We start from the raw sequence: 23,231 nt of genomic DNA, 5'->3' as shown, positions 1-23,231 counted from the left end.
CTCATGCAACGTCGTGCTTTCCTGAGGAATAGCCTGCTTGGTGGCACTGCAGCCGCACTCGGTGGCGGCATGATAGCCTTTCCGCGTCCGGCCATTTCCGAAAACCACAAGAAACTGCGCATGCAGACCGCCTGGCCAGAAGAAACAAGCGGGCCGGGTGCCGGAGCCTTGTATTTTTCGGAGTATGTGACGCTTCTTTCGGAAGGGCGCCTTGTTGTCGAGCTTCACTGGGATACACCGGAACGGTCCGCCTTCGATGCCATGAGCGATGTCCAATCCGGTGATATGGATATGGGACACAGTGCGCCCTACTATTGGAAAGGGGCCTTGCCAGCCGCCGATTTCCTTTCCGGGATTCCCTTTGGCTTCACATCCATGGAAATGGATGCCTGGTTGCAATTCGGCGGGGGCAAGGAACTTACCGAGAGGGCTTATCGAGACGTTGGGTGCAAATTCCTGGCTTGTGGCGTGTCTGGACAGCAAATGGCGGGGTGGTTCAGCCAACCCGTTTCGGAAACGTCCGATCTATCCAACCTGCGTATCCGCATGCCGGGATTGGGTGGGGAAGTGTGCAAGGCGGCTGGTGCGAGCGTCGTGTTGTTGCCTGGCAGCGAAATTCCCAAGGCAATCGAGGCCGGTGTCATTGATGCGGCCTCCTGGATGGGTCCCTATGCAGACGATAGCCTGGGCCTTGCTCAAAGCGGCTGGTCCTACGGCTACCCCGGATGGCAAGCCCCGTCTGTCCTTCTGGATGCCTTCATCAATCTCGATGTTTGGGGACGCCTGGATTCAACGGAACGAACCCTGTTGCAGACTGCAGCCAGACTTGCACATCAGCAGACTCAAAGCGAATTCCAGGCCCACAATCAAAGTGCACTCAGACGCATGGTCGAAGAGCAAGGCATTGAGCTGTTTGCCCTCAGTGACCAGACACTTGCGTCCTTGGCCGACTTGTCGGGAGAGGTCATGAATGATCTTGCGGCCGTAGATCCCTTCAGCCATGAAGTTTTCCAGAGCATACTACGCTTTCGCCAGGACCTGCATGGCTGGTCGAAATACACAGACCTGGCCATGCTGCAAGCGCGGCAGTTGAAGTATAATTTTCCGACAGTCGATGAGGACCGATAAAACTACGTGTCCTCCAGATCTGACCAGCCGTTCGTTTTCAAGGCTTCAATCGGACGGAAATCCGTTTTATAGGCCATCTTCCGAGACTGAGCGATCCAGTACCCAAGGTAAAGGTAGGGGAGCTTTCGTCTCAGCGCTTCCTCAATCAGCATCAATATGAAATAGCGGCCAAGACTGCGTTTTTCATCTTCAGGGGTGAAAAAGCTGTAAACGGCAGAGAGACCATCGTCGAGTACGTCCGTAAGGCAGGCGCCACGCAAATTATCATTGGCATCACGTAGTTCGAGCACCTCTGTACGAATGTTGGTATCCTCTATCATGGCTCTATAATCACTGAAGGTCATCTCGGCCATTTCGCCGTCGCGATGCCGGGCCTGCAGATAGCGGGAGAAAAGCCTGTATTGTTCCCGTGTCGCCATGGCGGGGCGGAATCTCGGCTCCAGGTCCGCATTCTTCCGGTAAATCCGTCTTTGCGACTTGCTAGCGATAAAACGGTCCACCGCCACTCTTACAGGCACACAGGCATTGCAACCCCTGCAGGCAGGGCGATAGGCATAGTGATGACTGCGTCGAAATCCTGCCTGGGAAAGGCGGGAATGGTGGAAAGCTGCATTGCGCCCATGAAGATCGGTCAAGAGTTTGCGCTCATAGCGATCGGGAAGGTAGGGGCAAGGCGATTCAGACGTCACCATGAAATGTAGTTCAGGGCGCGGTTCTCCCTTCGCATTTTCATTTGCAGGGACGCTTGATGGCCCTGGTGCATGTGGGGACTCGTAAGGCATTACCGGCTCACTCCTAGGCGTACCCTGCAGTCCTGCATGGAAAGATAACTTGGCCTCAGCGCATGCTGTTTAGCTGAAAAAATCCGCCGAAAGCTTGTCGCCAACGGAAATAATCCTTTGCTGCGTCCAATCAAGAAACTCGTGTAACCCTCTGGTCATAATGGCATCCACGCTGCTTTCACTCAGAACAGTACGCACGTCGTACAGTTCTCCAAGAGCGTCCGCGCCGCCCATCAGTTGAAACTTCTGCCTCAAGTCCGTCAACTGGCTTTCGAATTGACCTATGGAGGCATGGACTGAACGCGGAAACGAGTCATTGAACAACAGAAAAGCAACAACATTCGGTACAGCAAAACCTGTTGGATATACCCGCCTGAAGGCATGGTAACCGGCAGCCGAGCGCAGCAGTGCATTCCACTGGCTGACATCGAGTGCTGAGCCAACATCGTGAAGACTTGGCAAAAGCATATGGTATTTCACATCCAGGAGACGCGTGGTCTGGTCTGCGCGCTCGATCATGCGACCTAGCTGATAGAAATACCAGCTTTCATCCCGATAGAAAGTTCCCTCCGTTATCCCTGTATGCGCCTGACATTCCTGGCGGACCTGCATGCACAATCGAGACAGACGGCCTTCTTTCAGGTCTTCCTCGCGCGTGCCTCTGATCCAATTGCTGAAGACATTCATATGTACCCACATCTCGGTGGAGATCAGGGGGCGCAAGGTACGAGCGTTCTCTCGAGCGGTCTGGACGGCTGAGACAAGTGACGAAGGGTTGCGGCTGTCGAGCACGTAGAAGCTCAAGACATTTTTATCGTCATAATCTTCATAGAGTTCATCGAACTGATTTTTATCATTGTACAATTCAACGATTGAACGCCAATTCTGCCCGCCACGGCTGTCACGGCTATAGGTTTCGTTGACATCAAGGATACGCGCAAGATTCTCGGCCCGTTCAATATAGCGCCCCATCCAGTAGATGCAGGCTGCGTGGCGTGAGAGAAGGGCCGTCATCGTCGGTTATCCTCGCGATGAGCGAAGAACCCAAGTGTCCTTGGATCCTCCCCCCTGACTGGAGTTCACAATGATTGAACCCGGGCGCAAGGCAACGCGGGTCAATCCGCCAGGCAGAACCCAGGTTTCCTTGCCCGTGACCGCAAAGGGACGGAGATCGACGTGCCTCGGCATGATTCCATCCTCTGCAAGGGTAGGGCAGACAGACAGATTGATCATGGGTTGGCTGATGTAGTTGGCTGGGTTCTCGAGCAAGCTGGCCCGGCAGCTTTCCAACTCTTCCTGTGATGCCTTGGGCCCGACCGTAATGCCATACCCCCCTGCTTCTCCCACAGGCTTGACCACGAGTTCCTCCAAGTGATTCAGGGTATACTGCAACCCTTCCGCCTCACGACAGATATGTGTCTCGACATTGTCGAGGATGGGCTCTTCATCCAGATAGTAGCGGATGATGCGGGGCATATAGGCATATACGGCCTTGTCGTCCGCAACTCCTGTGCCCACAGCATTGGCCAGCGTTACGTTTCCTTTTGCATAGGCGTCCATCAGCCCCGCACAGCCAAGAAGGGATGTAGAATTAAAGACCTGAGGGTCCAGAAAATCGTCATTGAGCCGACGGTAGATGACATCAACAGGAATGAGGCCCTTGATGGTTTTCATGAAAACCCGACTGTCCTCCACAATCAGGTCTCTTCCTTCGACCAAGGGAACTCCCATCTCGCGGGCCAGGAAAATATGCTCGAAATAAGCTGAATTGTAACTGCCAGGGGATAGCAGGACGACGCGAGGGTCGAGGACTTGGGCAGGTGCAACCTCGATCAGTGCCTCATGAAGCTTCTGGCCATAGTTGGACACAGGCTCAATACCCGTGCCCTCCATCAGGTCGGGAAAGGCCCGTTGCATAAGGTGACGATTCTCGACGACATAGGAAACCCCGGAGGGGGTTCGAACATTATCTTCAAGAACCCTGAACTTCCCATCCTCTCCACGTACGATATCTATACCGCTCACGTGCACATAGGTTCCATGAGGCACCTGCAGGTCGCGCATCTCAGGGCGGAAATTGGGATTTTCGAGAATCAGCTCATTAGGAACGATGGCGTCCTTGAGGATCCTGCCTTCATGGTAGATATCCTGCAGAAAATGATTGATGGCGCTGACACGCTGGATGACGCCTGATTCAATTCTTTTCCAGTCCGCAGTATCGATCACTCTCGGCAACACATCAAAGGGCAGTATCCGATCTATGACGTCCCTTTGGGTATAGACGGTGAAAGTAATCCCCAGATTGTAAAGTTCTCGCTCGGCGTCCTGGGCACGTTGCCGAAGCCGTTCTGGATCAAGCGTTGATAACCGCTCTATTATCGCCTGCGTATCAGGTCGCAAACCTCTTTGGCTGTTTCCGAAAAGTTCGCAATAGAAGTCATTCGACTGGTAGTCAGAAAACAGATTTGCCAAATGGTTATTCACCAGCGCTCTCGCAGGATATTCGGAATATTCAGGCGTCCAGTATGCCCCATCCTGATAGCGCGCGTAACCTCAATTCTAGTCAAATCCCAAAATCAGATTTCCTCAGGAGGGGGGCGACGCACCACGACAAGGCTTGAGAAAAAGTCATGCATCAGCCGACGCCGCGGATTGAAAAACGCAACGATCAGTATGATCCAGCTGGTCACACCTATACTGAGATAGAACAGCGCAGTCATGACGAATGCCTGGATGTAATCCGGGGAACTTCCATCCTCGATATTGCGAACCTCAAGGCCCAACAGCCGCATTCCCGGCGTGGCACCATAAGCGCCTATGGTCAGTGTATGGTATGCGATAGGGAGTATTGCCACTCCGACGGCAACCAGGGGCATCAAGAGACCCAGGGAAAGAATGCCAATAATCCATAACACCAACCCGACCAGTCCCGTAAGGATGGCCAGGAAGACAACGTCCATGAAATAGCCCAGAACTCTCAGCAGGACGACGGACTCATAGAGCCTGGGGTCACGCGCATTGAAGTCCTGACCATCCCGATTCCAGGTGGCATCCTGTGTTGAAAGTGTAAGTGAGGTTCCTGACATCTGTCCTTCCGTCACGATCCAATTTCTCAAGATATCGGTATGGAAGGCCTAATTTGCCAGTAGGGAAGGGGCGGGCAAAGGAGTCTCGCGCGATTCGGTCTGACTGTTTTCATCGACGCCAGAAGTTGAGGTCTCGGGGGGATCGACCACTACGATGGGGTTATTTTGCTCCAGATCGCGATCCGGCGTCTCTTCGATAGCTGCGGCGTCATTGTTGTTCTGAAGTGTAGCTGTGCTTCCGCGGCCTTGTCTCAGAAGCACAATGGAAATACGTCGATTGCGCGGAGCTGTTGTATTCTGGGGATCGAGTGGATCGGTATCGGCTTTTCCGACAACGGTTTCCACTCGGCCTTCCTCCAGGCCGGACTCGATCATGGCGCGACGGCTGGCGTTGGCACGATCACTGGAGAGTTCCCAGTTTCCGTAATTGCTTCCGTCCCGATAAGGCGTGGAATCCGTATGTCCGGAGATCGCGACGCTGTTTGGAAGACCGTCAATTGCCGAGCTGACCATATCCAACAGACGCACCGTGTGCTCATGAGGCTCTGCACTGCCAGAAGGGAACATGTCTGTTCCTTGCTGGTCGATCAACTGGATCCTGAGGCCCTCATCCGTCTGATCGACCAGAAGATTCTCCTTCAGGCCGGCCAATTCCGGGCGATCCGCAATCTCACTCATCAATTCATTCTTGGCGGAACGAAAGGCGGCCGCATCCTGTTCGGCGCGACGCTGCCTTATCGTCTCTTCGGCCTTCGACAGGGTGTCCTGGTCCAAGGATTGTGTTTGGTTGCCCTCGCCATCGGATTCATTTGAATTGCTCTGGTCCTGATCGGCTGCGGCGCCCCCTTCGATACGCGTCTCGCGGGATGGAAGCCCTGACCCGAATCCCATGGGACTGCGATCATCCCGGGCCGCACCATCCGCAGTGATCGTCTGTCCGCCGAGAATCCCATCAGAACCGCTTGAGGAGTCTGTGGTCAGGGTGGTGGGAGTAAAGTAGTCCGCGATTCCTTCCTTCTGCTCTTCCGACGTGCTGCTGATCAACCACAGCAAAAGAAAGAATGCCATCATGGCCGTCACGAAGTCGGCATAGGCAACCTTCCAGGCGCCGCCGTGATGCCCGTGACCATGTCCACTCTTCTTTTTCTTGATCAGAATTGGACGCTGGTTGTCGCTATCCGCCATTCACGCCTTATCCAAAAAATCCGCTGGGATCCGGGAGTCGAAAGAGCCGTCCCGAGAGACCCTGCGGACTTTTACAGATTGACCGTTAAGAAGGCGTTACAGCCATTCCCGTCAGGGGCGTGGATTTACGAAGCAGCCCGCAATTGAGCGAAAGCCTGTTCCAGGTCCTGGATCAGGTCATCCGCATCTTCCAGGCCGGCATGAAGACGAAGGGTCGGACCGTGTCCGTCCCATTGCGTGGCTGTTCGATAGTCGCTGGGTTTGGTGGGAATCGCCAGGCTTTCGTATCCGCCCCAGGAGTATCCCATGCCGAACAGCTCCAAGCTGTTCAGGAACGCACCAACTGCATCATCGCTAACGGGATTGAGTTCTACTCCGAACAAGCCGCTGGCCCCCAGAAAGTCCCGCTTCCAGAGTTTATGTCCTGGATCGTCTGGCAGTGCCGGATAAAACAGACGTGCGACCTCATGGCGCTGAGACAACCAATTGCAAAGCGCCAGCGCATTCTTCTGGTGGCGCTCCAGCCGAACGCTCAGCGTGCGTAGGCCTCGCAGTGCAAGGTAGATGTCGTCCGGTCCACAGGCATAGCCAAGCAGGTCGGCCTGCCGTTGCACAGCAGCCGTCGTTTCATCGCTGGTCAGAATCAACCCCAGCATCGCATCGGAATGGCCAACAATATACTTGGTTCCCGCGTGCACCGAAATATCAACACCATGGGCGAAGGATTTGAAATACATGGGTGTTGCCCATGTATTGTCGAGTATAACCTTTGCCCCGTGGGTGTGTGCCACTTCGCTGATGGCAGGTATGTCCTGCATTTCGAAAGTCAGCGATCCGGGTGCTTCCGTATAGACCACACGGGTTTCAGTCCGAAACTTTGAGCGCAGATCGTCAATATCGAGCGGATTGTAGTAGTCGGTCTCCACTCCGAATTTCTTCAGGAATCCTTCGCAAAACCCCCGGGTCGGGGCATATACGCTGTCAGCTACCAGTACGTGATCCCCAGCCTGAACTTGGGACAGGATGGACACTACCACGGCTGCCAATCCGGAAGGCACGCAAAGGGCAGCATGAGCCCCCTCCAGTTCGGCCACGGATTCCTGAAGCGCAATATGGGTTTGTGTTCCACCACGACCATAGTGAATCCAATTGGGATCGGACCGGTTCTGCGTTGCCTCCCTCATCTGCTCGACACTGTCGAACAGTATCGTCGAGGCATGCACCACCGGCACATTAACCGCATGTCCACCCTTCACTGTCGGACGACGGCCAAGATGGGCCAGTTGGGTGTCGAATTTCATTTTGCTGTTGGAAGAAGCGCGATCTGACTTGCTCAATGATATGTTCCGTATCTGACGTGAAGTGGCATCATGAAGCCGCTGATACTGCAGGCCCGTGCCTGGAAATCATGTCCAGCGCATCGTGCCTTATGTGATTGCGGCTCATTTCGTCTTCGAGTTGATCCCGGGTTACGATGCCCTTCTCCAGACATTCCGCGAGGAGGGTGAAGAAGTAGGATTCCTGCTTGGGGTCCGGGTGGCGCCGATACTGCCCGTGATAGGGAGATAGGCCCAGAACCTGTGTACGGATGGACTGAACCCAGCTTTTTGGTTTCAGCAGTTGGAAACGGCGATTGGCCGAGACAAAGTCAACCGGGAGCCCAGTTTTCCAAGGCTGTGTCTGGCGCTTCGTATTGTGTAGAAGCTTCGTAGTGTCATCCAGGTGGTCCAGGTCGTTCCAGCAGTTCTCAAGCAAGCCTATGGCCGAGCGATCTTCCTTGTGCAGACAGATCCAGTCTGCATAGTCGAGTTCATAGTCGAACAGCTTCTGGAACTGTTCGTCGGCCTTCCAGTGGCGCAATTTCGCGCACTCGAGAAGCATGACACTGGTCGCCATGCATTCCTGGCTGCCGGAGCGTTTTCCGGAGCGGGTCCGGCAGAGAATCGCCTTGCCCTGCATATCTCTTTGCAGAAGTTCGTTGATATCCCCCACGGCAAATATATCGGGATCAATTACAACAGCGCGTCCTTCATAGCCCATCAGTTCTGGTGGGGTAAAACGCAGGGGGGTGAAGGACTGCAGGTCATCCATCCGCCAGACCCGTGTCCCGCCATTCCTCAGAAAAGGCTCTCCTTCCTTCTTTGACAGGAAGGGAAAGTCATCCGTGGAAATGATCCTGACGTCGAAAGCATCCGGATTTTGCGAATTCCGCTTGAGGGAGTACTGCGATACCAGCGCTCCAAGCATCTGCTTGGGATTGGTATGTATGAAAACACAGGCCTTTGGTGACACGGGCAACACCCCTTTTTCCTTACTGAAAACTGGATAGCAAATGCGTCTGCTGTCCGCAAAGAAAACCCCAGGCTCTATGATCCGCTCGAGGCAGGCAAACTACTGAAAAGCTGCTTGATGGCTGCGGCCGCCCGATCAAGATCCTGGTCAACGAATGAGGGCGGTTGGACGAAGGGTTGCCCCAGCATGACCGCCCGACCTTGACGTACCAGGCGATCGTGCAGGTCTGGCAAACGACGAGGGTAGCCAATCAGACCTCGATCACTTAGAAATTCCCCCAGCCAGCGCCATGCTTCACGGCCATGCAGAAGGTCGGTCATTTTTTCATAAAGCGAGACAATCGGGCTGCGCCGATAGGGCAGGGGATAGATGGCGAGTGGGCGCTCAAGCCGGGCCACCTCAACCATCATGGAAATACTGTCCCCGGTAACCACAAACCTGTCGGCACAGGCCAGCAGACCGAAATAGGGGTTGTCATCACGGCCGCTCTCCCAACGATACAGCCGCGCGTTCGATGGCAGTCTGCGCGCCAGCGTTTCACCAACGGCACGGGGTGTTCGGCGGCTCGTGGTGATGTAAAGCGTGCCCTCCGACAAGCCCGGAGTCTGGGAAAGTTTCTGCAAGAATTCTTCTGCGGCCTCGCCATCAAAACGAAAAGGGCGTGTCTGCCCGCCGATCAGCACAGCCGTGAGGGGGCGGGGAAGGTCGTTCATCACGCCAGCCCAGTCCTTCTTGCCCTGTTCCAGGCGCTGCATGTCAGCCCGCATGAGCGGCAGATCCAGGGTCACCACATTCTGTCGATCCGGCAGTCTGTACTGAGGAGTGCCCACCACAAGGTCGAATTCGTCAAAGTACCGCTTTGGACGCCCCACAATGACGACCTTGGTTCGTCCGCCTGATTGCCGCTTTATCCAGAGAGCTGCCATTGAGGGGCGCCGGCCAATAGTCAGAACAAGGTCTGGCCAAGGGGGCTCAAGCGAATCGGATGCCCGCCTGTCCAGATGATACAGAGAAGGGCGGAAACGGGGTTTGCCGTATATGTATTGAGACCGGAAGCGAAGATTCCGACTTTCGACAGGCCACCCCAATGCTTTTGCCAGAATTTCAACCTGTGCGTTATCGCCAAGCTTGTCGCCGATAACCAGCCAGACACGCGGCGCGGCCCGTTCTGCACTGTTGAAGGTGGTGCTCATGAACACCTCCCTGCCGTCGCTACAGCTATCACACGGGCCGTCAGTGGCATTTTATCTTCCATTTTATAAAAATATCACTAAAACTAATATTTGCATTGGATCAACTACCACACGCCAAGGATGGAACCCGTCCCACTGTTGGCACAAGAACATAAAAGTCGGGGGCATATGAAGAAAGCCGTTCTTTTCGTGCTGGGCACCAGGCCCGAGGCCATCAAGCTGGCGCCAGTCATCAGGGCGCTGAAGAAGCAACTCCAGACAAACGCCGAGGTGCGTGTCTGTAACACGGGCCAGCACCGTGAACTGCTGCCTCCCGTGCTTGAACTCTTTCGCATTCGTCCGGACTACAATCTGGACATCATGCGGGAAAGCCAGAGCCCTGCACGTTCACTGGCAAGAGCCACCCAGGCTCTGGACCAGGTGTTAACCGAGGACAGGCCTGATCATGTGATTGTTCAAGGCGACACCAACTCAACACTCGCAGGCGCCCTGGCTGCTTTCTACAATCGTATACCCGTTTCCCATGTGGAGGCTGGACTTCGGACCGGAAGTCTTGAAGCGCCCTTCCCTGAGGAGGGGAATCGACAAATCATTTCCAGGCTCGCGGGCTTGCATTTCGCTCCCACGGAACAGAACCGCCAGTCCTTGATAGGGGAAGGAATTGGAGATCAAACCATTCACGTTACCGGAAACCCGGTCATCGATTCCCTGAAGCATCTGGAGCAGCGCTGGCGCAGATATCCAGCCGTCAGGCTTGAAATGGAGCGCGACCTGCAACAGCGACTTGGTCAACCGCCAGATCAGCCCTTCATTCTGGTGACCGGCCATCGGCGCGAGAATATGGGGCACGGCTTCCGCAATCTGGCGCAGGCCTTGAACCGGATAGCCATGAAGTATCCCGCAATCCCGATCCTGCTTCCCTGGCACCCCAACCCGCGGGTCCGGGCCGACCTCAAGGAAGAACTTGAGATGTGGCCCAACATAAGACTCTGTTCACCACTGCCTTACATGGATTTCGTTTACACTCTCAGTTGCGCGGCTATCGTCCTGACGGACAGTGGCGGTGTGCAGGAAGAAGCACCGGCCTTTGCAAAACCTGTCCTGGTCTTGCGCGAGACGACGGAAAGACAGGAAGCGGTTCAGGCCGGTACGGTCAAGCTTGTGGGCACGCAACCTGAGCGCATCCTGGTTGAAGTCACAAAGCTTCTGGAACAGCCGGCCTATTACCGAAGCATGGCAAAAGCAGCCAATCCCTATGGCGATGGAAACGCGGCGCCTCGCATCGCACAGATTGTTCAGAGCAGCCTTATGCCGGTCCATGATGAAGCGGCGCTGGCTGGCTAACTACACTCGTAAACGCTTTAGCCCGCCCTTGCCCATTGCATCTTCGAAAGGCGCTTCTATCTCGCTACCATGGTTGATCGGAATTGTCTGAGACTTGGATCGTGAGACGCTATGCCCTCGTTGGATGGTCAATCTCCTACACTACCCGGCCTTTTCGAGCAGGAGAGGGGGAAAGCTGAAATATGGCATTTTGCCCGCGATTCAGTTTTGCTTCGCGGCTATGCCGGCAGCTGGGACAAGCAACTACTGGCGCTCATAGAGCAAATCACGGAGCAGGCCCCGTTTCGAAGGATGAGCACACCCGGTGGGCGGCAAATGTCCGTGGAAATGAGCAATTGCGGCCAATTTGGCTGGGTTTCCGACAGGAAGGGATATCGTTACGCTGCCAGGGATCCCGCAAATGACCGCCCTTGGCCCCCCATGCCGGCGCGCTTTCTGGATTTGGCCGCAGCCGCTGCCGACAAGGCAGGCTTTGCAGAGTTCAGCCCTGATTCCTGCCTGATCAACCGGTACCGTCCAGGTGCTCGCCTGAGCCTGCATCAGGACCGGGATGAACTGGACTTCTCGGCTCCCATCGTATCGGTCTCCTTGGGCTTGCCGGCCGTTTTCCTTTTTGGCGGTGCAAAACGCAGCGAGAAGCAGACCCGTATCCCTCTGGACCACGGCGATGTACTGGTCTGGGGCGGTGCTTCACGCCTGAACTATCATGGCATTCAGCCCTTGGAAGAAGGCACGCATCCCCTCTTTGGAGCCTGCCGCATTAACCTCACTTTCCGGAAATCCCGGTAGAACAGTCCTGATCGAACAGGCTGGGTCAACGCGCGAAGTGAATCTTGTTGAATGGCCTGCGGAATTCGGAAACTTCCTTGGCGACCGTCTTGGCATGGCGGCGCTGCTTCAGAATATCGGCGATGAAGTCGGCTATTTGCGGCGTGTCATGTTCCGTCATGCCCCATCGAACAATCTCTGGGCTGCCCAGGCGCAAGCCATTCATGTCACCGGGGACGGCATCCATGGGGAGTCCAATGCCGCAACTCAGGATGTTGCCTTGCCTGAGCAGTTTTGCTGCCGCCTGGCCGCCTCCCAGACTGGCAGCCTCAAGCGCAAACTGCTGGGATGTTGTAATCCCTTTCTCCAATCCGAAGACAGGCAAGTCCCGCTCTACCAAAGCACGCGCCAGAGCCTGGGCAACCCTGGCCATGGCGGCGGCATACGCCCGGCCATGATCTTTCCAATCCAGCAGTGTCATGGCCAGTGCAGCGGCCTTGGCCGCATCGAAGTTGGCGGTCAGTCCGGGAAAGGCTATGGAATCAATCCGACGGGCCAATTCGGGCTCGTTGGTCAGGATCATACCGGAGGGTGGGCCCGCCAGAGACTTGTAGGTGCTCAGTGTCATGATATGGGCACCTTCCTTTAGTGGCTGCTGCCAGGCACGGCCTGCAATCATTCCGGACATGTGGGCCGCGTCAAACAGGACCCATGCCCCAACTTCATCGGCAATCGCCCGAATCTCGGAAATTGGATGGGGAAAAAGGTTCAAGCTGCTGCCGACTGTAATGACCTTTGGTCTCACCCGCACTGCCAGTTCACGCAGGCCATCGAGCTCCACCCCATAGCCGCTGGCATCGACAGGGGCGGGGTGTGTTACGACGCCATAGAGCCCGGCGGAGCCATCCTTGTGGTGTGTAACATGGCCTCCCAGGGTTTCTGGAGGGGCAATGATACTGTCGCCTGGTTGGGTCATGGCCATGAAGGCATAGAGGTTGGCGATCGCGCCTGAAGGTACGCGTATCTCGGCATAGCGGGCTTCGAAAACCTGACTCGCCAACTCTGCGGTCATGATCTCGATCTTCTCAATGGCCTCCAATCCCATCTCGTACTTGTCACCCGGGTAGCCAAGCGAAGGACGGGATCCCAGGCCTTGCGACAGCAAAGCCTCTGCTCGCGGATTCATGGCATTGGTGGCTGGATTGAGGTTGATGCAATCCGCTTCATGTATGATCCGGTTCCGGCGAACCAGCGCATGCAGTTCCCCCTCAAGAACATCGCTTGTTCGTTCTGCGTAATCCTGTGCAAGGCCCTGTATGTAGTCTTCACAATCTTCAGGAACCCAGGAGCGTCTTTCCAACATCTGCCATTCTTCCTCTTACAAAGCTTGAATGCTGGATAATGAAGCCGGCTATCAAGGTAAATTCAATCAATGATTTATCCACGAATCAGGATAACATTCAGGGCAGATATTCTTTTAAATGAGAAGGTAGGGGGTCATGGCCAAAAGGGAGACCGACATCGCACGCGCAGAGAAATTCTGCAGCAGCTTGGGACTGCGAATGCCAATCCTGCTGGCACCGATGGCTGGAGCCTGTCCTCCCCAACTCTCGGCAGCCGTTGCCAATGCCGGAGGATTGGGAGCCTGTGGCGCCCTGCTGATGCAGCCCGACGCCATACAGGAGTGGGCCGCAAGTTTTCGCGCTCGCAGCAATGGTGGTTTCCAGATGAACCTCTGGATCCCCGATCCCCCGGCTGAAAGGGACGTAGCGCATGAACGAGCAGTCTGCCGTTTCCTGTCCGACTGGGGACCGGAAGTGGAACCTGAAGCAATCGAGGTCGCTGCACCGGATTTTTCAGAACAATGCGAGGCAATGCTGGAGGCAGGCCCCACAGTCATATCCTCCATTATGGGTGTCTACTCTTCGGAGTTCGTGCATCGAATGAAGGAAAAAGGCATTCGCTGGTTTGCAACGGTGACCACTGTTGACGAGGCAAAAGCGGCGGAAGAAGCCGGCGCGGATGCGCTCGTCGCTCAGGGCATGGAGGCAGGAGGACACCGTGGTGCCTTCCAGGCCGAGTCTGCCGAGACGGCGATGATCGGGCTGTTCTCTCTGCTGCCGGCCGTGGTCGATGCCGTGGAAGTCCCTGTCATCGCCACCGGTGGCATAGCGGATGCGCGCGGAACGGCGGCAGCCCTTCTTCTGGGGGCTTCCGCAGTTCAAATCGGAACCGGTTTCCTGCGGACCCCGGAAGCAGCTCTGCCTTCGGTCTGGAGTGAGGGGATCGGCCGGGCCAACCCTGAAGATACCCGGCTGACCCGGGCTTTCTCGGGCCGGGCAGGGCGCTCCCTGGTCAACGACTACCTGCGTGCAGCCCACAGACCGGATACCCCCGAACCAGCGCCCTATCCAGTCCAGCGCAGCCTGACCCAGGCCATGCGCAGTGAGGCCACGAAGAACAATGAACTGTCGCGCATGCAGGCCTGGGCCGGACAGTCAGCGCACTTGGCGCAAACCCGCCCCGCAGAGGAGCTGGCCGACGCTTTGTGGAAGCAAGCCGAGGAGCTTCTTTCCTAAGATTTTTTTACGAATGTATCTTAGGGGAAAGAAAACCGGAGGCAGCAGTCATAGATTGGCAGGCCCGCTTGCATGACCTGGCGATCATTCCGCAGGAAACAATCAGCAATCGCAACAGCTTCCTCGTCTGTCTGGCTATGTCAGTTGCGGGCGGCAAGCAGCACCAGAAGGCCCGCCGCCATCACACCAGCCAGCACCAGCCATGCCTCGTTGATCGCAAGCGTGAGAGCAGCTGCTTTGATGAGGGGCTGGGCCAGGGCAATATCTTGCGTCGATGGCACCACGCCAGAGGGCGGAAGGAGATTGAGCGGCACGCCAACGAATTTTGCTGCCTCGACGTCCCCCTCCATTAGCTTTCGTCCGAATGCATCGGCATGGTGTGGCGTGCGCTGCCATAGAATAGTGTCCGTCATCGCGATGCCGATAGCACCACCGAGATTTCGCATGAGATTGAACAATGCGCTGCCATCGGGCACACGAGCCGTGTCAAGTTTTCCCAGTGCCAGCCGTGTCGGCGGTATGAGGCACAACATGATGCCAATGCCACGGACGACCTGCGGCCAGAACATCTCTTCATAATCGGTTGTGGGCGTTTGCCAGCCGCTCATGGCGAGCCCCACCGAGAAGATCGCGAGGCCGGCTGCTGTTAAAAGCCGCGCATCGATCCGCAGTTCGAGCTGGACAACCGCTGGGGCGGCGATGAGCTGCGCGACACCTGTCACCAGCATCACCAGCCCAATTGCAAGAGGATCATGAAGCCGTACGAGGCCAAGGAATATCGCCATCAGATAGACGGTCGAGAACAGCCCGATCCCGAACAGGAAACTGATCACACCCGCCACTGCAAAGTTTCGCTCACCAAACAGTCGCAAATCAACTATGGGCTCGCTATAGCGCAGCGATCGTGCCAGGAACCCAAGGCTCGCGAACAGGAAGATGATCGCGAGTGGTAGTGTCGGGGCCGACAACCAGCCCTTTTGTGGCCCCTCCTTTAAAGCGATTTCAAGAGCCGTCAGACCGATGGCGAGGCTGCCAAGGGCGATCCAGTCAATCCGTTTGAACAAGCTCCAGTTACTGCGCTCGCGCGGTGCCAGGACCGCGACCACCACCACCGCAAGAATTCCCGGACCAACGTTCACGAGAAAAAGCCACATCCAGCTGTAAGTCTCGGTAATGTAGCCACCTACCGTCGGTCCAAGAGTTGGTGCCAGAACCGCCATGGCACCGGCGATCGTGGTCGCTGTGCCCTGACTGGATTTTGGAAACATCAGGAAGACGGAGGAGAACACCAAGGGAATCAGGCAACCGCCCGCAAACCCCTGCACGATGCGTGCAGCCACCAAACCCTCGAAGCCTGTAGCGAATGCGCAGGCACTCGAAGCGGCCGTAAAGATTGAGAGCGCGATCAGGAACAATCCCCTGAGTGACAGTGTATGCGTCAACAATCCGGTCAACGGGATGGCGATCACCTCGGCAATGAGATAGGCTGTCTGCACCCAGCTCATCTGATTTTCTGGGATCTCGAGTGCCTGGGCGATTGCCGGCAGCGACGTCACTACGATCTGGATGTCGAGAATTGCCATGAACATGCCCAGGCACATGGCAAGAAAACAGACCCATACGGCCAAGCTGGCAGGCGGAGCAGCACTTCCTGTTGGCGTAGACGGGCTGCTCATCGGTGCGGCTCTGCTTCATCCAGTGCCAGCGCCTCGGCGCGAATGCGAACCCACAGCACTGCAGCATTGAGAAGGGTAAAGACGATGGCGATCAGGGGCTGTCCAAGCGCCATCGGCAAAGCGATGAACTCGGCCACCACAATCAAGTAATTGGGATGGTCGACATAGCGATAGGGCCCGCGACGCACCCGTGCCTCACCCGGCACAACGATAATCCGGGTTGTCCAGCGCTTGCCGAGAGTCGAGATGACCCACACCCGCAGTCCCTGCAGCACACCAAACACAGCCAGCCACGACAGATCGACGGTCGCGCCGGCAGCCATGATCCACAACAGCGCCAACCAGGTGGCATGCAGGATGACGATGACCGGGTAATGGCCGGGCGACTTTTCGACGCCGCCCCGTTCGATCAGGCGTGCTGTATTGCGATTGGAAAGCACGAGTTCAGCGAGACGCTGGAGCGTGACGATGGCCAGAACAAGAGAGGCAAGCGGCATGATCGGGGCTCAAGAGCGGACGGTGACAGGGACCGAAACGGCGCTGAATCCGGGTCCTAGGGCCGACAACAGATTGATGCCGTCAGCCGGCGCGTTTGCCAACAGACGATCAAGGACAAACAAGACAGTTGGCGCCGACATGTTCCCTTGTTCGCGAAGTATATCGCGCTCAATGTCGAGCGATCCTGGCTCGATGTTAAGCGCAGTCTCAAGCGCCTCCAGAACTTTCATCCCGCCTGGGTGGAAGCCGAAGCGAGCGATGTCCTCATGTGTCAGAGAGAGGCGCTCGAGAAAGCTGTGTACGACGTGGGAAATACGACTGCGCACGAACGATGGGATATCGCGATCGAACACAACCTCGAGCCCCTCGCTGGTGACATTCCAGCCCATGATATGGAGCGTCGCAGGCCAGGTGTACTGACACCCCGGCCCCACGATATGGCGATCATCCGGCTGCGCCGCAGCGAGCACTGCAGCGGCCGCACCATCGGCGAAAAGAGCCGTGGAGACAATGTTGGCCTTGGTCAGGGTGTCCTTGCGAAACGACAACGTGCAGAGTTCCACGGCGACGACCAGAATCTTTCCGCCCGTATTGGCACGAGCCAATTGAACGCCAAGCGCCAAGCCACTAAGGCCCCCTGCACACCCCATTCCGAATACGGGCACGCGAAGGACGTCTGGCCTGAAGCCGAGTTCAGCAGCAACGCGAGCCTCCAGAGTGGGAGTGGAAATCCCCGTCGAACTCACCGTAATGATGGCATCGATATCAGCGGCTGGGACGTCAGCCGCCGCCAATGCGCTTCTCGCCGCCTGAGCGAACAGCTGACTTGCAACGTCGACGTAGGCCTTATTCCGCTCATCCCATCCGCGCGGCTCGAGATACCAGTCAAGCGGCATCGCGATCGATCGGCTGTCGATCCCTGCATTGGCAAATACCGGCGCAATGCGATCGAAGTCCGAAAAGCGATTCTGAAACATGTCGCGCGCCAGAATGAAGGCCTCGGATTGCGACAGTCGGTGCTGGGGCAGGGCAGTACCAAGCCCCTTCAGGGCAATATCGATCATTCCGAATGGCCCCAATGGTGATGGCGGAGGGGGTGGGATTCGAACCCACGAGGGGCGTTAACCCCTGCCGGTTTTCAAGACCGGTGCAATCGACCACTCTGCCACCCCTCCGGTACCACCTTTCTAAGCAGCTGGCTCCAGCTCGACAAGAGCATCGAACGATCTGGCCAAAGGTTTCCTAACCAGTGCGTTGCGTGGTGGTCTCGTCCTCAAGCTGCACCACGCGGGATCTCGGCAATATGATGCTTGCCGTGGTCCCCTTTCCTGGCGCCGTGTCTATCTTCAACTCGCCGTCATGCAGCTCGACGAGTTTCTGCGTCAGTGGCAAGCCAAGTCCTGTACCCTCAAACTTGCGGCTCAGGGAACTGTCCAGCTGCGTAAAGGGGGCGAGCGCATCCTCGACTTCGGCTGGGTCCATCCCAACACCTGTATCCTGAACATAGAGGCAAAGGTCTCCACCAGCGCGTCGATAGGCGCCAACTTCGACATGTCCGCCCGTTTCCGTGAATTTAATCGCGTTCGAGAGCAGATTCAGGATGACCTGCCGCAAGCGCAGTACATCCCCGTTGAACAGGGGCAAGGGGCTTTCAATTCGTATTGACAGATGGACACCGCCGCTTTGCGCGCGATCCGACATCAATCGGACCACAGCCTGTATCAAACGCTCGAGATCCACGGGCGCATAATCCAGTTCAATCTTGCCGGATTCGGCTTTTGCCACATCCAGAACATCGTTGATCAATGCCAGCAGATGCTGCCCGCTGTCATTAATGTCCGCTGCGTATTCCTGGTACCTTGCATTGCCCAGAGTTCCGAAGGTTTCGTTACGCAGCAGTTCGGAAAAGCCGATGATGGCATTCAGCGGCGTGCGCAACTCATGGCTCATGGTTGCAAGAAACTCCGTCTTGCTGCGGTTGGCACGCTCGGCAACATCCCTCGCCTGGGCCAACTCGGCGGTCCGCTCGGCCACGCGCGCCCGGATCAGTGCATTCTGCTGAAGCAGCAAGCCGATCAAGAGGGAAAGCAGAAGACTGAGCAGGGATCCGGCACCGGATATCACCCAACCAAGTTCTTCGCCGCCCTGCTTTTCGAAGTCAGGCAGCAAATCCCAGTGAAATCTAAGACTCGCTTGCCCATGAACCAGTCCGTAATCGAAGGTTGCGACTGTCTCTGGGGGTGCAGATTCAGGGCCTTCGATCAGGTTATTTCGAACCGATGCGCCCTGGGCATCCCCTCGCTGTTCCAGCCTGAATTCCAGGCCTTCCGGTACCGCATTCTTGAGGTTCTCGAACAGGTTCGAGATATCCATCAGCCCGACCAGCACACCATCCGTACTGCCGTTCTCGACAGAAAGGGCCATGATGCTCCACCACCGCTCGCTATGGCGGAAAATACGGCTCATTGCCGCATCGCCTTGGCCCGTCATTGCCTGGTAGATGGCACTGCGCGGCTGCTCCTGACTGGCCAGATCCGTGCCGCGCAGAAAAATGCTGGGAATGCCCGTGGTCATGGTGATAACCGCATGCTGCCGTATACGCGGTGCTTCCTTGGCCGGGTTCAGGAAGGAGGTAAGTTCGAAACCCAGCTTCTCCTCCAGGCCGGCCCGCTCCCCCAAAGGGATGATTTCAGCAAAGGCAAGATTATCGAACCCATACGCCAGTTCGCCACGGTCCAGGCTGTGCTCCAGCCGTGCAAATTCTGCGACCGTTACCTCATCTGAAGCATTGAACAGGGAAGAGGTGGCCGTGAGGAAGCTTTCCGCCTGTATCAGGGTCTGATCCACCAGCGCTACAAGCCGTGAAGCCTCTCGATCCGCCCGGGCTTTCCACTGTTGTTGGACAGCCGCTTCAACACGGCTGCCAATGTAAAAAGACAAGGCCGTGCCAACGACAAAAAGCGAGAGTGCGGCGAGCCACAAGACTCCCTGCCTGCGATTATGCGTAAAGCTCATGACCGGACTTTATCGTAAAAAACTTATCAATCCTTACCAGAATCAAGGTGTAGTGCTGAGAATTCCGCAGTTTCAGAGAATGCAGCGTTGCCAGGAATCCAGCTTTCATGGCAATAAGTAAGGGTAGTTTCAATCAGGCAGGGGTTCTATGACCAATCTTGTTCCGCGATTGCGTCCGCTTATTGTGCTGTCTTTCCTTGCCATGGTCGGGGGAGGGTGCAGCGCATCTGCAGTAGATGACCAATCGAGAGGTCAGACAACGTCTGCGTCGACGGACAGATCATCGCTCTCGACAGCCGTGGATCCCTCGTTCCAGAACTGGGTTGACGAACTTCGCAACCAGGCGATTCGCGAGGGCGTTTCTCCAAATACATTTGATCAGGCCTTCGAGCGTGTCCGACCTCTGGACAGGGTGATAGAGCTTGACCGCAGCCAGCCCGAATTCACGCTGAGCTTCTGGCGTTACATGTCCAATGCTGTCAATGATCGGCGTATCGAGGAAGGACGCGACCTCCTGCAGCAACACCGTCCTCTGTTAAGTGAGGTGGAGCAGCGTTATGGGGTGCAGCCGCGTTTCCTGGTGGCGTTCTGGGGGCTGGAGACAAACTACGGCGCTACATTCGGCAATTTCCCGGTTATTTCCTCCTTGGCAACTCTTGCCTATGACGAACGCCGTAGCGCGTTCTTCCGGGAAGAACTGCTGCATGCCCTGAAGATCCTGGATTCCGGAGACATCAGTCCCGAGCGCATGGAAGGCTCCTGGGCCGGGGCCATGGGGCACCTGCAGTTCATGCCCTCCACCTACACGGCCTATGCCACAGATGCGGATGGAGACAGCCGCAGGGACATATGGGGCAGCATGCCGGATGTCTTTGCTTCTGCAGCCAATTTCCTGAGTTCTATTGGCTGGCGTGGAGACCAGACCTGGGGGCAGGAGGTACGTCTTCCGGCAAACTTCGACTGGTCCCTGGTTTCCATAGAAACCATGCCGGAAACCTTGAAGACGATCGATGAATGGAAGGCGCTAGGGTTGCACGGAGCCGACGGTGCCACTCTACCTTCCGATAACCGTGAAGCGGCGGTGATCCTGCCGGCCGGAAGTGAAGGGCCAGCCTTTCTTGTCTATCACAATTATACGCGCATACTTCAGTGGAACCGATCCATTCTCTATGCCGTTGCGGTGGGGTACTTGGCAGACAAGCTGGTCGGTGGACCAGATCTGACCGTATCCGCTCCCCAGGAGGATGTACGTCTGAGCGTCGATCAGGTTAAGGATATGCAGTCTCGACTTGGGAGGCTTGGCTTCAATGCCGGGCCGGCAGATGGCAAGGTCGGACCCATGACCCGCACCGCAATTCGGGATTATCAGGAAAGCCGTGGTCTTCCCGCAGACGCTTTTCCAAGCAGGAAGCTGCTGCGGCAGATCCGCTCTGAGGAATGAAGAAGTCGAACTGGTATGTTTTATGGAAGTATTTGCTTGCTCCGCTCTCGTATAAATGAGGGCTGAATCGGGGGATTTCGACGATGTCGTACAAACGCTTACCGCTTGTTTTTTTGGTTCTTGGTACAGTCAGCCTGATTGCTGCAGGTTGCTCCGAAGTCCAGATGGCTGCCCATACGGCCAAATCTGTTCGCGACAATGGCGATTCCGGACAGATCGGAACATACAAAGTTGGCCAGCCCTATCAAATCAGCGGAGTCTGGTACCATCCAACGGTCGACTACGCATATGACGAGACTGGTATTGCCTCTTGGTACGGTCCCGGATTTCACGGCAAGGCAACGGCCAACGGCGAAAAATACGACCAGCACGCCCTTACGGCTGCACATCCAACTCTGCCGATTCCCAGCCTGGTTCGTGTAACCAATCTTGAAAATGGACGCTCCCTCAAGCTGCGAATCAATGATCGCGGCCCCTTTGCGAATAATCGTATCATCGACATTTCAAAGCGTGGCGCTCAGCTCCTGGGCTTTGAGAAACAAGGAACGGCGAAAGTGCGTATTACCGTTCTGGAAAACGAAAGCCGCCAACTGGCTGCGGCAGCGCAGGGGAAAGATGTACCCGAGCCTGCGGTACAACAGGCTGTTTATCAGCCAGAAGACCTTCAGCCAGCCAAGCAGCAAGTGGCGGCTGCCCCGGTATCGCGTGTAAGTACAGAAAACCTCTCCGGAGTGACGGACAAAGAGGACGCGCCCGAACCGGATGGGATCGTTTCTCAAGAATCCGTCAGTTCCAGCGATCTCTATATTCAGGCAGGATCATTCACCGATTACACGAACGCCACACGCTTGGCAGACCGCCTGTCGACTCACGGCGATGTACGCATAGCACCTGTTTCAGTCGATGGTCGTGATTTCTATCGCGTGCAAATCGGACCTGTTGCTTCGGTGGGAGATGCGGACGGCTTGCTGGAGAATCTGATCTCCAGTGGCTACAAGCAGTCTCATGTTGTTGTGCAGTAGGTCATATTTCAGACCGTTTTGTTGAGTAGGTTTTCCGTTTCCATTGGGAACTGAAGCCAAAGAGGGATTATTGATGCCTGCCTTGCCTCGGTATGTCGCTTTCGTATCCGGCCTCCTGTTGCTCTCAATCGCTTGCGTACCCTTGGCGAAGGCGTTTGAAACAGAAGCGCGCGAAGCCATTCTGGTGGATCATGAAACCGGCAGCATTCTTTACGAAAAGCAAGCTGACAAGGCGATGCCACCGGCCTCCATGAGCAAGATCATGACCGCTTACATGGTCTTCGATCGCCTGGAGGAAGAGCGCCTTTCCATGGATGACAAATTGCCTGTCAGTGAGAAGGCCTGGCGGAAGGGCGGCTCCAAGATGTTTGTTGAAGTGGGCGAGGAAGTCGCGGTCAGTGACTTACTGCGCGGTGTTATCGTCCAGTCAGGAAATGACGCCTGCATTGTCCTGGCCGAAGGCATTTCAGGCAGCGAGGAAGCCTTCGCACGTGAAATGACCGAAATGGGCCGGGAAATAGGTCTACAGGATAGCACTTTTGCCAATGCAACCGGGTGGCCCCACCCGGATCACCGTATGTCAGCACGCGACCTGGCAACACTTGCACGCCGCATCATCGATGAATTTCCCCAGTATTACGAAATCTATTCGGAAACGGAGTTCACCTGGAACGAAATTCGTCAGGGTAACCGCAATCCACTACTCTACAGGAACATTGGTGCGGATGGCCTGAAAACCGGACATACGGAGGAAGCCGGTTACGGCCTGACCGCTTCGGCGGTGCAGGATGGCCGCCGCCTGGTCCTTGTGGTAACTGGCCTGGACAGTGTGAACGAGCGCGCCGAAGAGGCAAGCCGCTTGCTGTCCTGGGGGTTTCGCGAGTTCGATAACTTTAATCTGGCGGAAAAGGATGAGCCTATCGATGAGGCGACCGTGTGGCTCGGAGCCGAAGATACAGTGCCCCTGGTGGCCGAGGACGAACTTGTGGTCACCTTGCCGCATGCGGCCCGGGACGAACTTGAAGCTCGCATTGTCTATGAAGGACCGGTTCCCGCCCCCATAGAAAAGGGGCAAACCATTGGAACGCTGATACTTTCCGCTCCCGGCATGCCGGAACAGGAAATCCCGCTGCTTGCCGCAAAAGACGTGGACAAGGCCGGTTTGTTTGGACGCCTCTTCGCCGCAGGAAAATACCTTGTGCTCGGAAATCCATAAATATTC

20 protein-coding genes and 1 tRNA gene are annotated in these 23,231 nt (G+C 56.3%); 7 read left to right on the top strand and 14 right to left on the bottom strand.

Going from position 1 to position 23,231, the window contains the following annotated elements; translation table 11 throughout:
* The first annotated feature begins 3 nt into the window (after nucleotides 1-3).
* Entirely contained in the window at nucleotides 4-1,128 is a 1,125-nt protein-coding gene (locus tag BP38_RS0101930; RefSeq protein ID WP_026986345.1) for a TRAP transporter substrate-binding protein, read from the top strand.
* Between the two features lie 2 nt (nucleotides 1,129-1,130).
* On the opposite strand, the gene BP38_RS0101925 is transcribed toward BP38_RS0101930, so the two are convergent.
* The 8 genes from BP38_RS0101925 to BP38_RS18520 all read right to left on the bottom strand — a co-directional run bounded on the left by BP38_RS0101925 (nucleotide 1,131) and on the right by BP38_RS18520 (nucleotide 9,666).
* Complete coding sequence (locus BP38_RS0101925; protein ID WP_081816391.1) at nucleotides 1,131-1,910, bottom strand: arginyltransferase; 780 nt, start codon at nucleotides 1,908-1,910, stop codon at nucleotides 1,131-1,133.
* Between the two features lie 69 nt (nucleotides 1,911-1,979).
* Nucleotides 1,980-2,924, bottom strand: coding sequence for an alpha-E domain-containing protein (locus BP38_RS0101920; protein WP_026986343.1), 945 nt, complete (start codon nucleotides 2,922-2,924; stop codon nucleotides 1,980-1,982).
* Between the two features lie 6 nt (nucleotides 2,925-2,930).
* Nucleotides 2,931-4,394, bottom strand: coding sequence for a circularly permuted type 2 ATP-grasp protein (locus BP38_RS0101915; protein ID WP_245602291.1), 1,464 nt, complete (start codon nucleotides 4,392-4,394; stop codon nucleotides 2,931-2,933).
* Nucleotides 4,395-4,486: 92 nt separating this feature from the next.
* Complete coding sequence (locus BP38_RS18530; RefSeq protein WP_051608851.1) at nucleotides 4,487-4,996, bottom strand: RDD family protein; 510 nt, start codon at nucleotides 4,994-4,996, stop codon at nucleotides 4,487-4,489.
* A 48-nt stretch (nucleotides 4,997-5,044) separates the two neighbouring features.
* Nucleotides 5,045-6,181 (bottom strand): flagellar motor protein MotB, encoded by a 1,137-nt coding sequence (locus BP38_RS18525; protein WP_081816390.1) that lies wholly within the window; start codon nucleotides 6,179-6,181, stop codon nucleotides 5,045-5,047.
* A 125-nt stretch (nucleotides 6,182-6,306) separates the two neighbouring features.
* Complete coding sequence (gene metC, locus BP38_RS0101900) at nucleotides 6,307-7,518, bottom strand: cystathionine beta-lyase (RefSeq protein ID WP_245602290.1); 1,212 nt, start codon at nucleotides 7,516-7,518, stop codon at nucleotides 6,307-6,309.
* Between the two features lie 31 nt (nucleotides 7,519-7,549).
* Nucleotides 7,550-8,272: a hypothetical protein gene (locus BP38_RS0101895; protein ID WP_211250215.1), complete on the bottom strand. Its 723-nt coding sequence runs from the start codon at nucleotides 8,270-8,272 to the stop codon at nucleotides 7,550-7,552.
* Nucleotides 8,273-8,547: 275 nt separating this feature from the next.
* Nucleotides 8,548-9,666: a mitochondrial fission ELM1 family protein gene (locus BP38_RS18520; RefSeq protein WP_051608850.1), complete on the bottom strand. Its 1,119-nt coding sequence runs from the start codon at nucleotides 9,664-9,666 to the stop codon at nucleotides 8,548-8,550.
* 168 nt (nucleotides 9,667-9,834) lie between these two features.
* Between BP38_RS18520 and wecB the strand changes: the two genes are divergently transcribed.
* Both wecB and alkB read left to right on the top strand, forming a co-directional pair.
* Complete coding sequence (gene wecB / locus BP38_RS0101885) at nucleotides 9,835-11,010, top strand: non-hydrolyzing UDP-N-acetylglucosamine 2-epimerase (RefSeq protein ID WP_026986339.1); 1,176 nt, start codon at nucleotides 9,835-9,837, stop codon at nucleotides 11,008-11,010.
* Between the two features lie 111 nt (nucleotides 11,011-11,121).
* Nucleotides 11,122-11,799 (top strand): DNA oxidative demethylase AlkB, encoded by a 678-nt coding sequence (gene alkB, locus BP38_RS0101880; RefSeq protein WP_051608848.1) that lies wholly within the window; start codon nucleotides 11,122-11,124, stop codon nucleotides 11,797-11,799.
* Nucleotides 11,800-11,824: 25 nt separating this feature from the next.
* Here alkB and glyA read toward each other — a convergent pair whose 3' ends face one another.
* The gene (gene glyA / locus BP38_RS0101875) at nucleotides 11,825-13,141 is read right to left on the bottom strand and encodes a serine hydroxymethyltransferase (RefSeq protein WP_026986337.1); all 1,317 of its coding nucleotides are present in this window, start codon (nucleotides 13,139-13,141) and stop codon (nucleotides 11,825-11,827) included.
* A 136-nt stretch (nucleotides 13,142-13,277) separates the two neighbouring features.
* Here glyA and BP38_RS0101870 point away from each other — a divergent pair, with 136 nt between their 5' ends.
* Nucleotides 13,278-14,357 carry an NAD(P)H-dependent flavin oxidoreductase gene (locus BP38_RS0101870; RefSeq protein WP_035723128.1) on the top strand — a complete coding sequence of 360 codons (1,080 nt, stop codon included), beginning with the start codon at nucleotides 13,278-13,280 and terminating at the stop codon, nucleotides 14,355-14,357.
* A 140-nt stretch (nucleotides 14,358-14,497) separates the two neighbouring features.
* Here BP38_RS0101870 and BP38_RS0101865 read toward each other — a convergent pair whose 3' ends face one another.
* The 5 genes from BP38_RS0101865 to BP38_RS21585 form a co-directional block, all read right to left on the bottom strand.
* Nucleotides 14,498-15,958, bottom strand: coding sequence for a DHA2 family efflux MFS transporter permease subunit (locus BP38_RS0101865; RefSeq protein WP_322098933.1), 1,461 nt, complete (start codon nucleotides 15,956-15,958; stop codon nucleotides 14,498-14,500).
* A 71-nt stretch (nucleotides 15,959-16,029) separates the two neighbouring features.
* Nucleotides 16,030-16,530: an isoprenylcysteine carboxyl methyltransferase family protein gene (locus BP38_RS0101860; RefSeq protein WP_035723125.1), complete on the bottom strand. Its 501-nt coding sequence runs from the start codon at nucleotides 16,528-16,530 to the stop codon at nucleotides 16,030-16,032.
* A gap of 9 nt (nucleotides 16,531-16,539) precedes the next feature.
* Complete coding sequence (locus BP38_RS0101855) at nucleotides 16,540-17,595, bottom strand: type III polyketide synthase (RefSeq protein WP_026986333.1); 1,056 nt, start codon at nucleotides 17,593-17,595, stop codon at nucleotides 16,540-16,542.
* A 21-nt stretch (nucleotides 17,596-17,616) separates the two neighbouring features.
* Nucleotides 17,617-17,706, bottom strand: a tRNA-Ser gene (locus BP38_RS0101850).
* Between the two features lie 67 nt (nucleotides 17,707-17,773).
* Nucleotides 17,774-19,546 (bottom strand): ATP-binding protein, encoded by a 1,773-nt coding sequence (locus tag BP38_RS21585; RefSeq protein WP_081816389.1) that lies wholly within the window; start codon nucleotides 19,544-19,546, stop codon nucleotides 17,774-17,776.
* Between the two features lie 148 nt (nucleotides 19,547-19,694).
* On the opposite strand from BP38_RS21585, the gene BP38_RS18510 reads away from it, so the two are divergent.
* The 3 genes from BP38_RS18510 to BP38_RS0101830 all read left to right on the top strand — a co-directional run bounded on the left by BP38_RS18510 (nucleotide 19,695) and on the right by BP38_RS0101830 (nucleotide 23,225).
* On the top strand, nucleotides 19,695-20,987 hold the full coding sequence (locus BP38_RS18510; RefSeq protein ID WP_081816388.1) for a lytic murein transglycosylase: 1,293 nt from the start codon (nucleotides 19,695-19,697) through the stop codon (nucleotides 20,985-20,987).
* Between the two features lie 83 nt (nucleotides 20,988-21,070).
* Nucleotides 21,071-22,009 carry a septal ring lytic transglycosylase RlpA family protein gene (locus tag BP38_RS0101835; protein ID WP_026986332.1) on the top strand — a complete coding sequence of 313 codons (939 nt, stop codon included), beginning with the start codon at nucleotides 21,071-21,073 and terminating at the stop codon, nucleotides 22,007-22,009.
* 73 nt (nucleotides 22,010-22,082) lie between these two features.
* Complete coding sequence (locus BP38_RS0101830; protein WP_051608843.1) at nucleotides 22,083-23,225, top strand: D-alanyl-D-alanine carboxypeptidase family protein; 1,143 nt, start codon at nucleotides 22,083-22,085, stop codon at nucleotides 23,223-23,225.
* Nucleotides 23,226-23,231: the final 6 nt, after the last annotated feature.

This window comes from Fodinicurvata fenggangensis DSM 21160 (genome assembly GCF_000686045.1).
In the GTDB taxonomy this organism is placed as follows: domain Bacteria; phylum Pseudomonadota; class Alphaproteobacteria; order Kiloniellales; family DSM-21159; genus Fodinicurvata; species Fodinicurvata fenggangensis.
This window is presented reverse-complemented; position numbering and strand designations above follow the sequence as displayed.

Coding starts and splice junctions, on each gene's coding strand:
- BP38_RS0101930 (WP_026986345.1), top strand. CDS start 4: ATGCAACGTCGTGCTTTCCTGAGGAATAGCCTGCTTGGTGGCACTGCA.
- BP38_RS0101925 (WP_081816391.1), bottom strand. CDS start 1,910: ATGCCTTACGAGTCCCCACATGCACCAGGGCCATCAAGCGTCCCTGCA.
- BP38_RS18530 (WP_051608851.1), bottom strand. CDS start 4,996: ATGTCAGGAACCTCACTTACACTTTCAACACAGGATGCCACCTGGAAT.
- BP38_RS0101920 (WP_026986343.1), bottom strand. CDS start 2,924: ATGACGGCCCTTCTCTCACGCCACGCAGCCTGCATCTACTGGATGGGG.
- BP38_RS18525 (WP_081816390.1), bottom strand. CDS start 6,181: ATGGCGGATAGCGACAACCAGCGTCCAATTCTGATCAAGAAAAAGAAG.
- BP38_RS0101870 (WP_035723128.1), top strand. CDS start 13,278: ATGGCCAAAAGGGAGACCGACATCGCACGCGCAGAGAAATTCTGCAGC.
- BP38_RS0101865 (WP_322098933.1), bottom strand. CDS start 15,958: ATGTGCCTGGGCATGTTCATGGCAATTCTCGACATCCAGATCGTAGTG.
- BP38_RS0101830 (WP_051608843.1), top strand. CDS start 22,083: ATGCCTGCCTTGCCTCGGTATGTCGCTTTCGTATCCGGCCTCCTGTTG.
- wecB (WP_026986339.1), top strand. CDS start 9,835: ATGAAGAAAGCCGTTCTTTTCGTGCTGGGCACCAGGCCCGAGGCCATC.
- alkB (WP_051608848.1), top strand. CDS start 11,122: ATGCCCTCGTTGGATGGTCAATCTCCTACACTACCCGGCCTTTTCGAG.
- BP38_RS0101855 (WP_026986333.1), bottom strand. CDS start 17,595: ATGATCGATATTGCCCTGAAGGGGCTTGGTACTGCCCTGCCCCAGCAC.
- BP38_RS0101895 (WP_211250215.1), bottom strand. CDS start 8,272: ATGGATGACCTGCAGTCCTTCACCCCCCTGCGTTTTACCCCACCAGAA.
- BP38_RS0101835 (WP_026986332.1), top strand. CDS start 21,071: ATGTCGTACAAACGCTTACCGCTTGTTTTTTTGGTTCTTGGTACAGTC.
- glyA (WP_026986337.1), bottom strand. CDS start 13,141: ATGTTGGAAAGACGCTCCTGGGTTCCTGAAGATTGTGAAGACTACATA.
- BP38_RS18520 (WP_051608850.1), bottom strand. CDS start 9,666: ATGAGCACCACCTTCAACAGTGCAGAACGGGCCGCGCCGCGTGTCTGG.
- BP38_RS18510 (WP_081816388.1), top strand. CDS start 19,695: ATGACCAATCTTGTTCCGCGATTGCGTCCGCTTATTGTGCTGTCTTTC.
- BP38_RS0101860 (WP_035723125.1), bottom strand. CDS start 16,530: ATGCCGCTTGCCTCTCTTGTTCTGGCCATCGTCACGCTCCAGCGTCTC.
- BP38_RS21585 (WP_081816389.1), bottom strand. CDS start 19,546: ATGAGCTTTACGCATAATCGCAGGCAGGGAGTCTTGTGGCTCGCCGCA.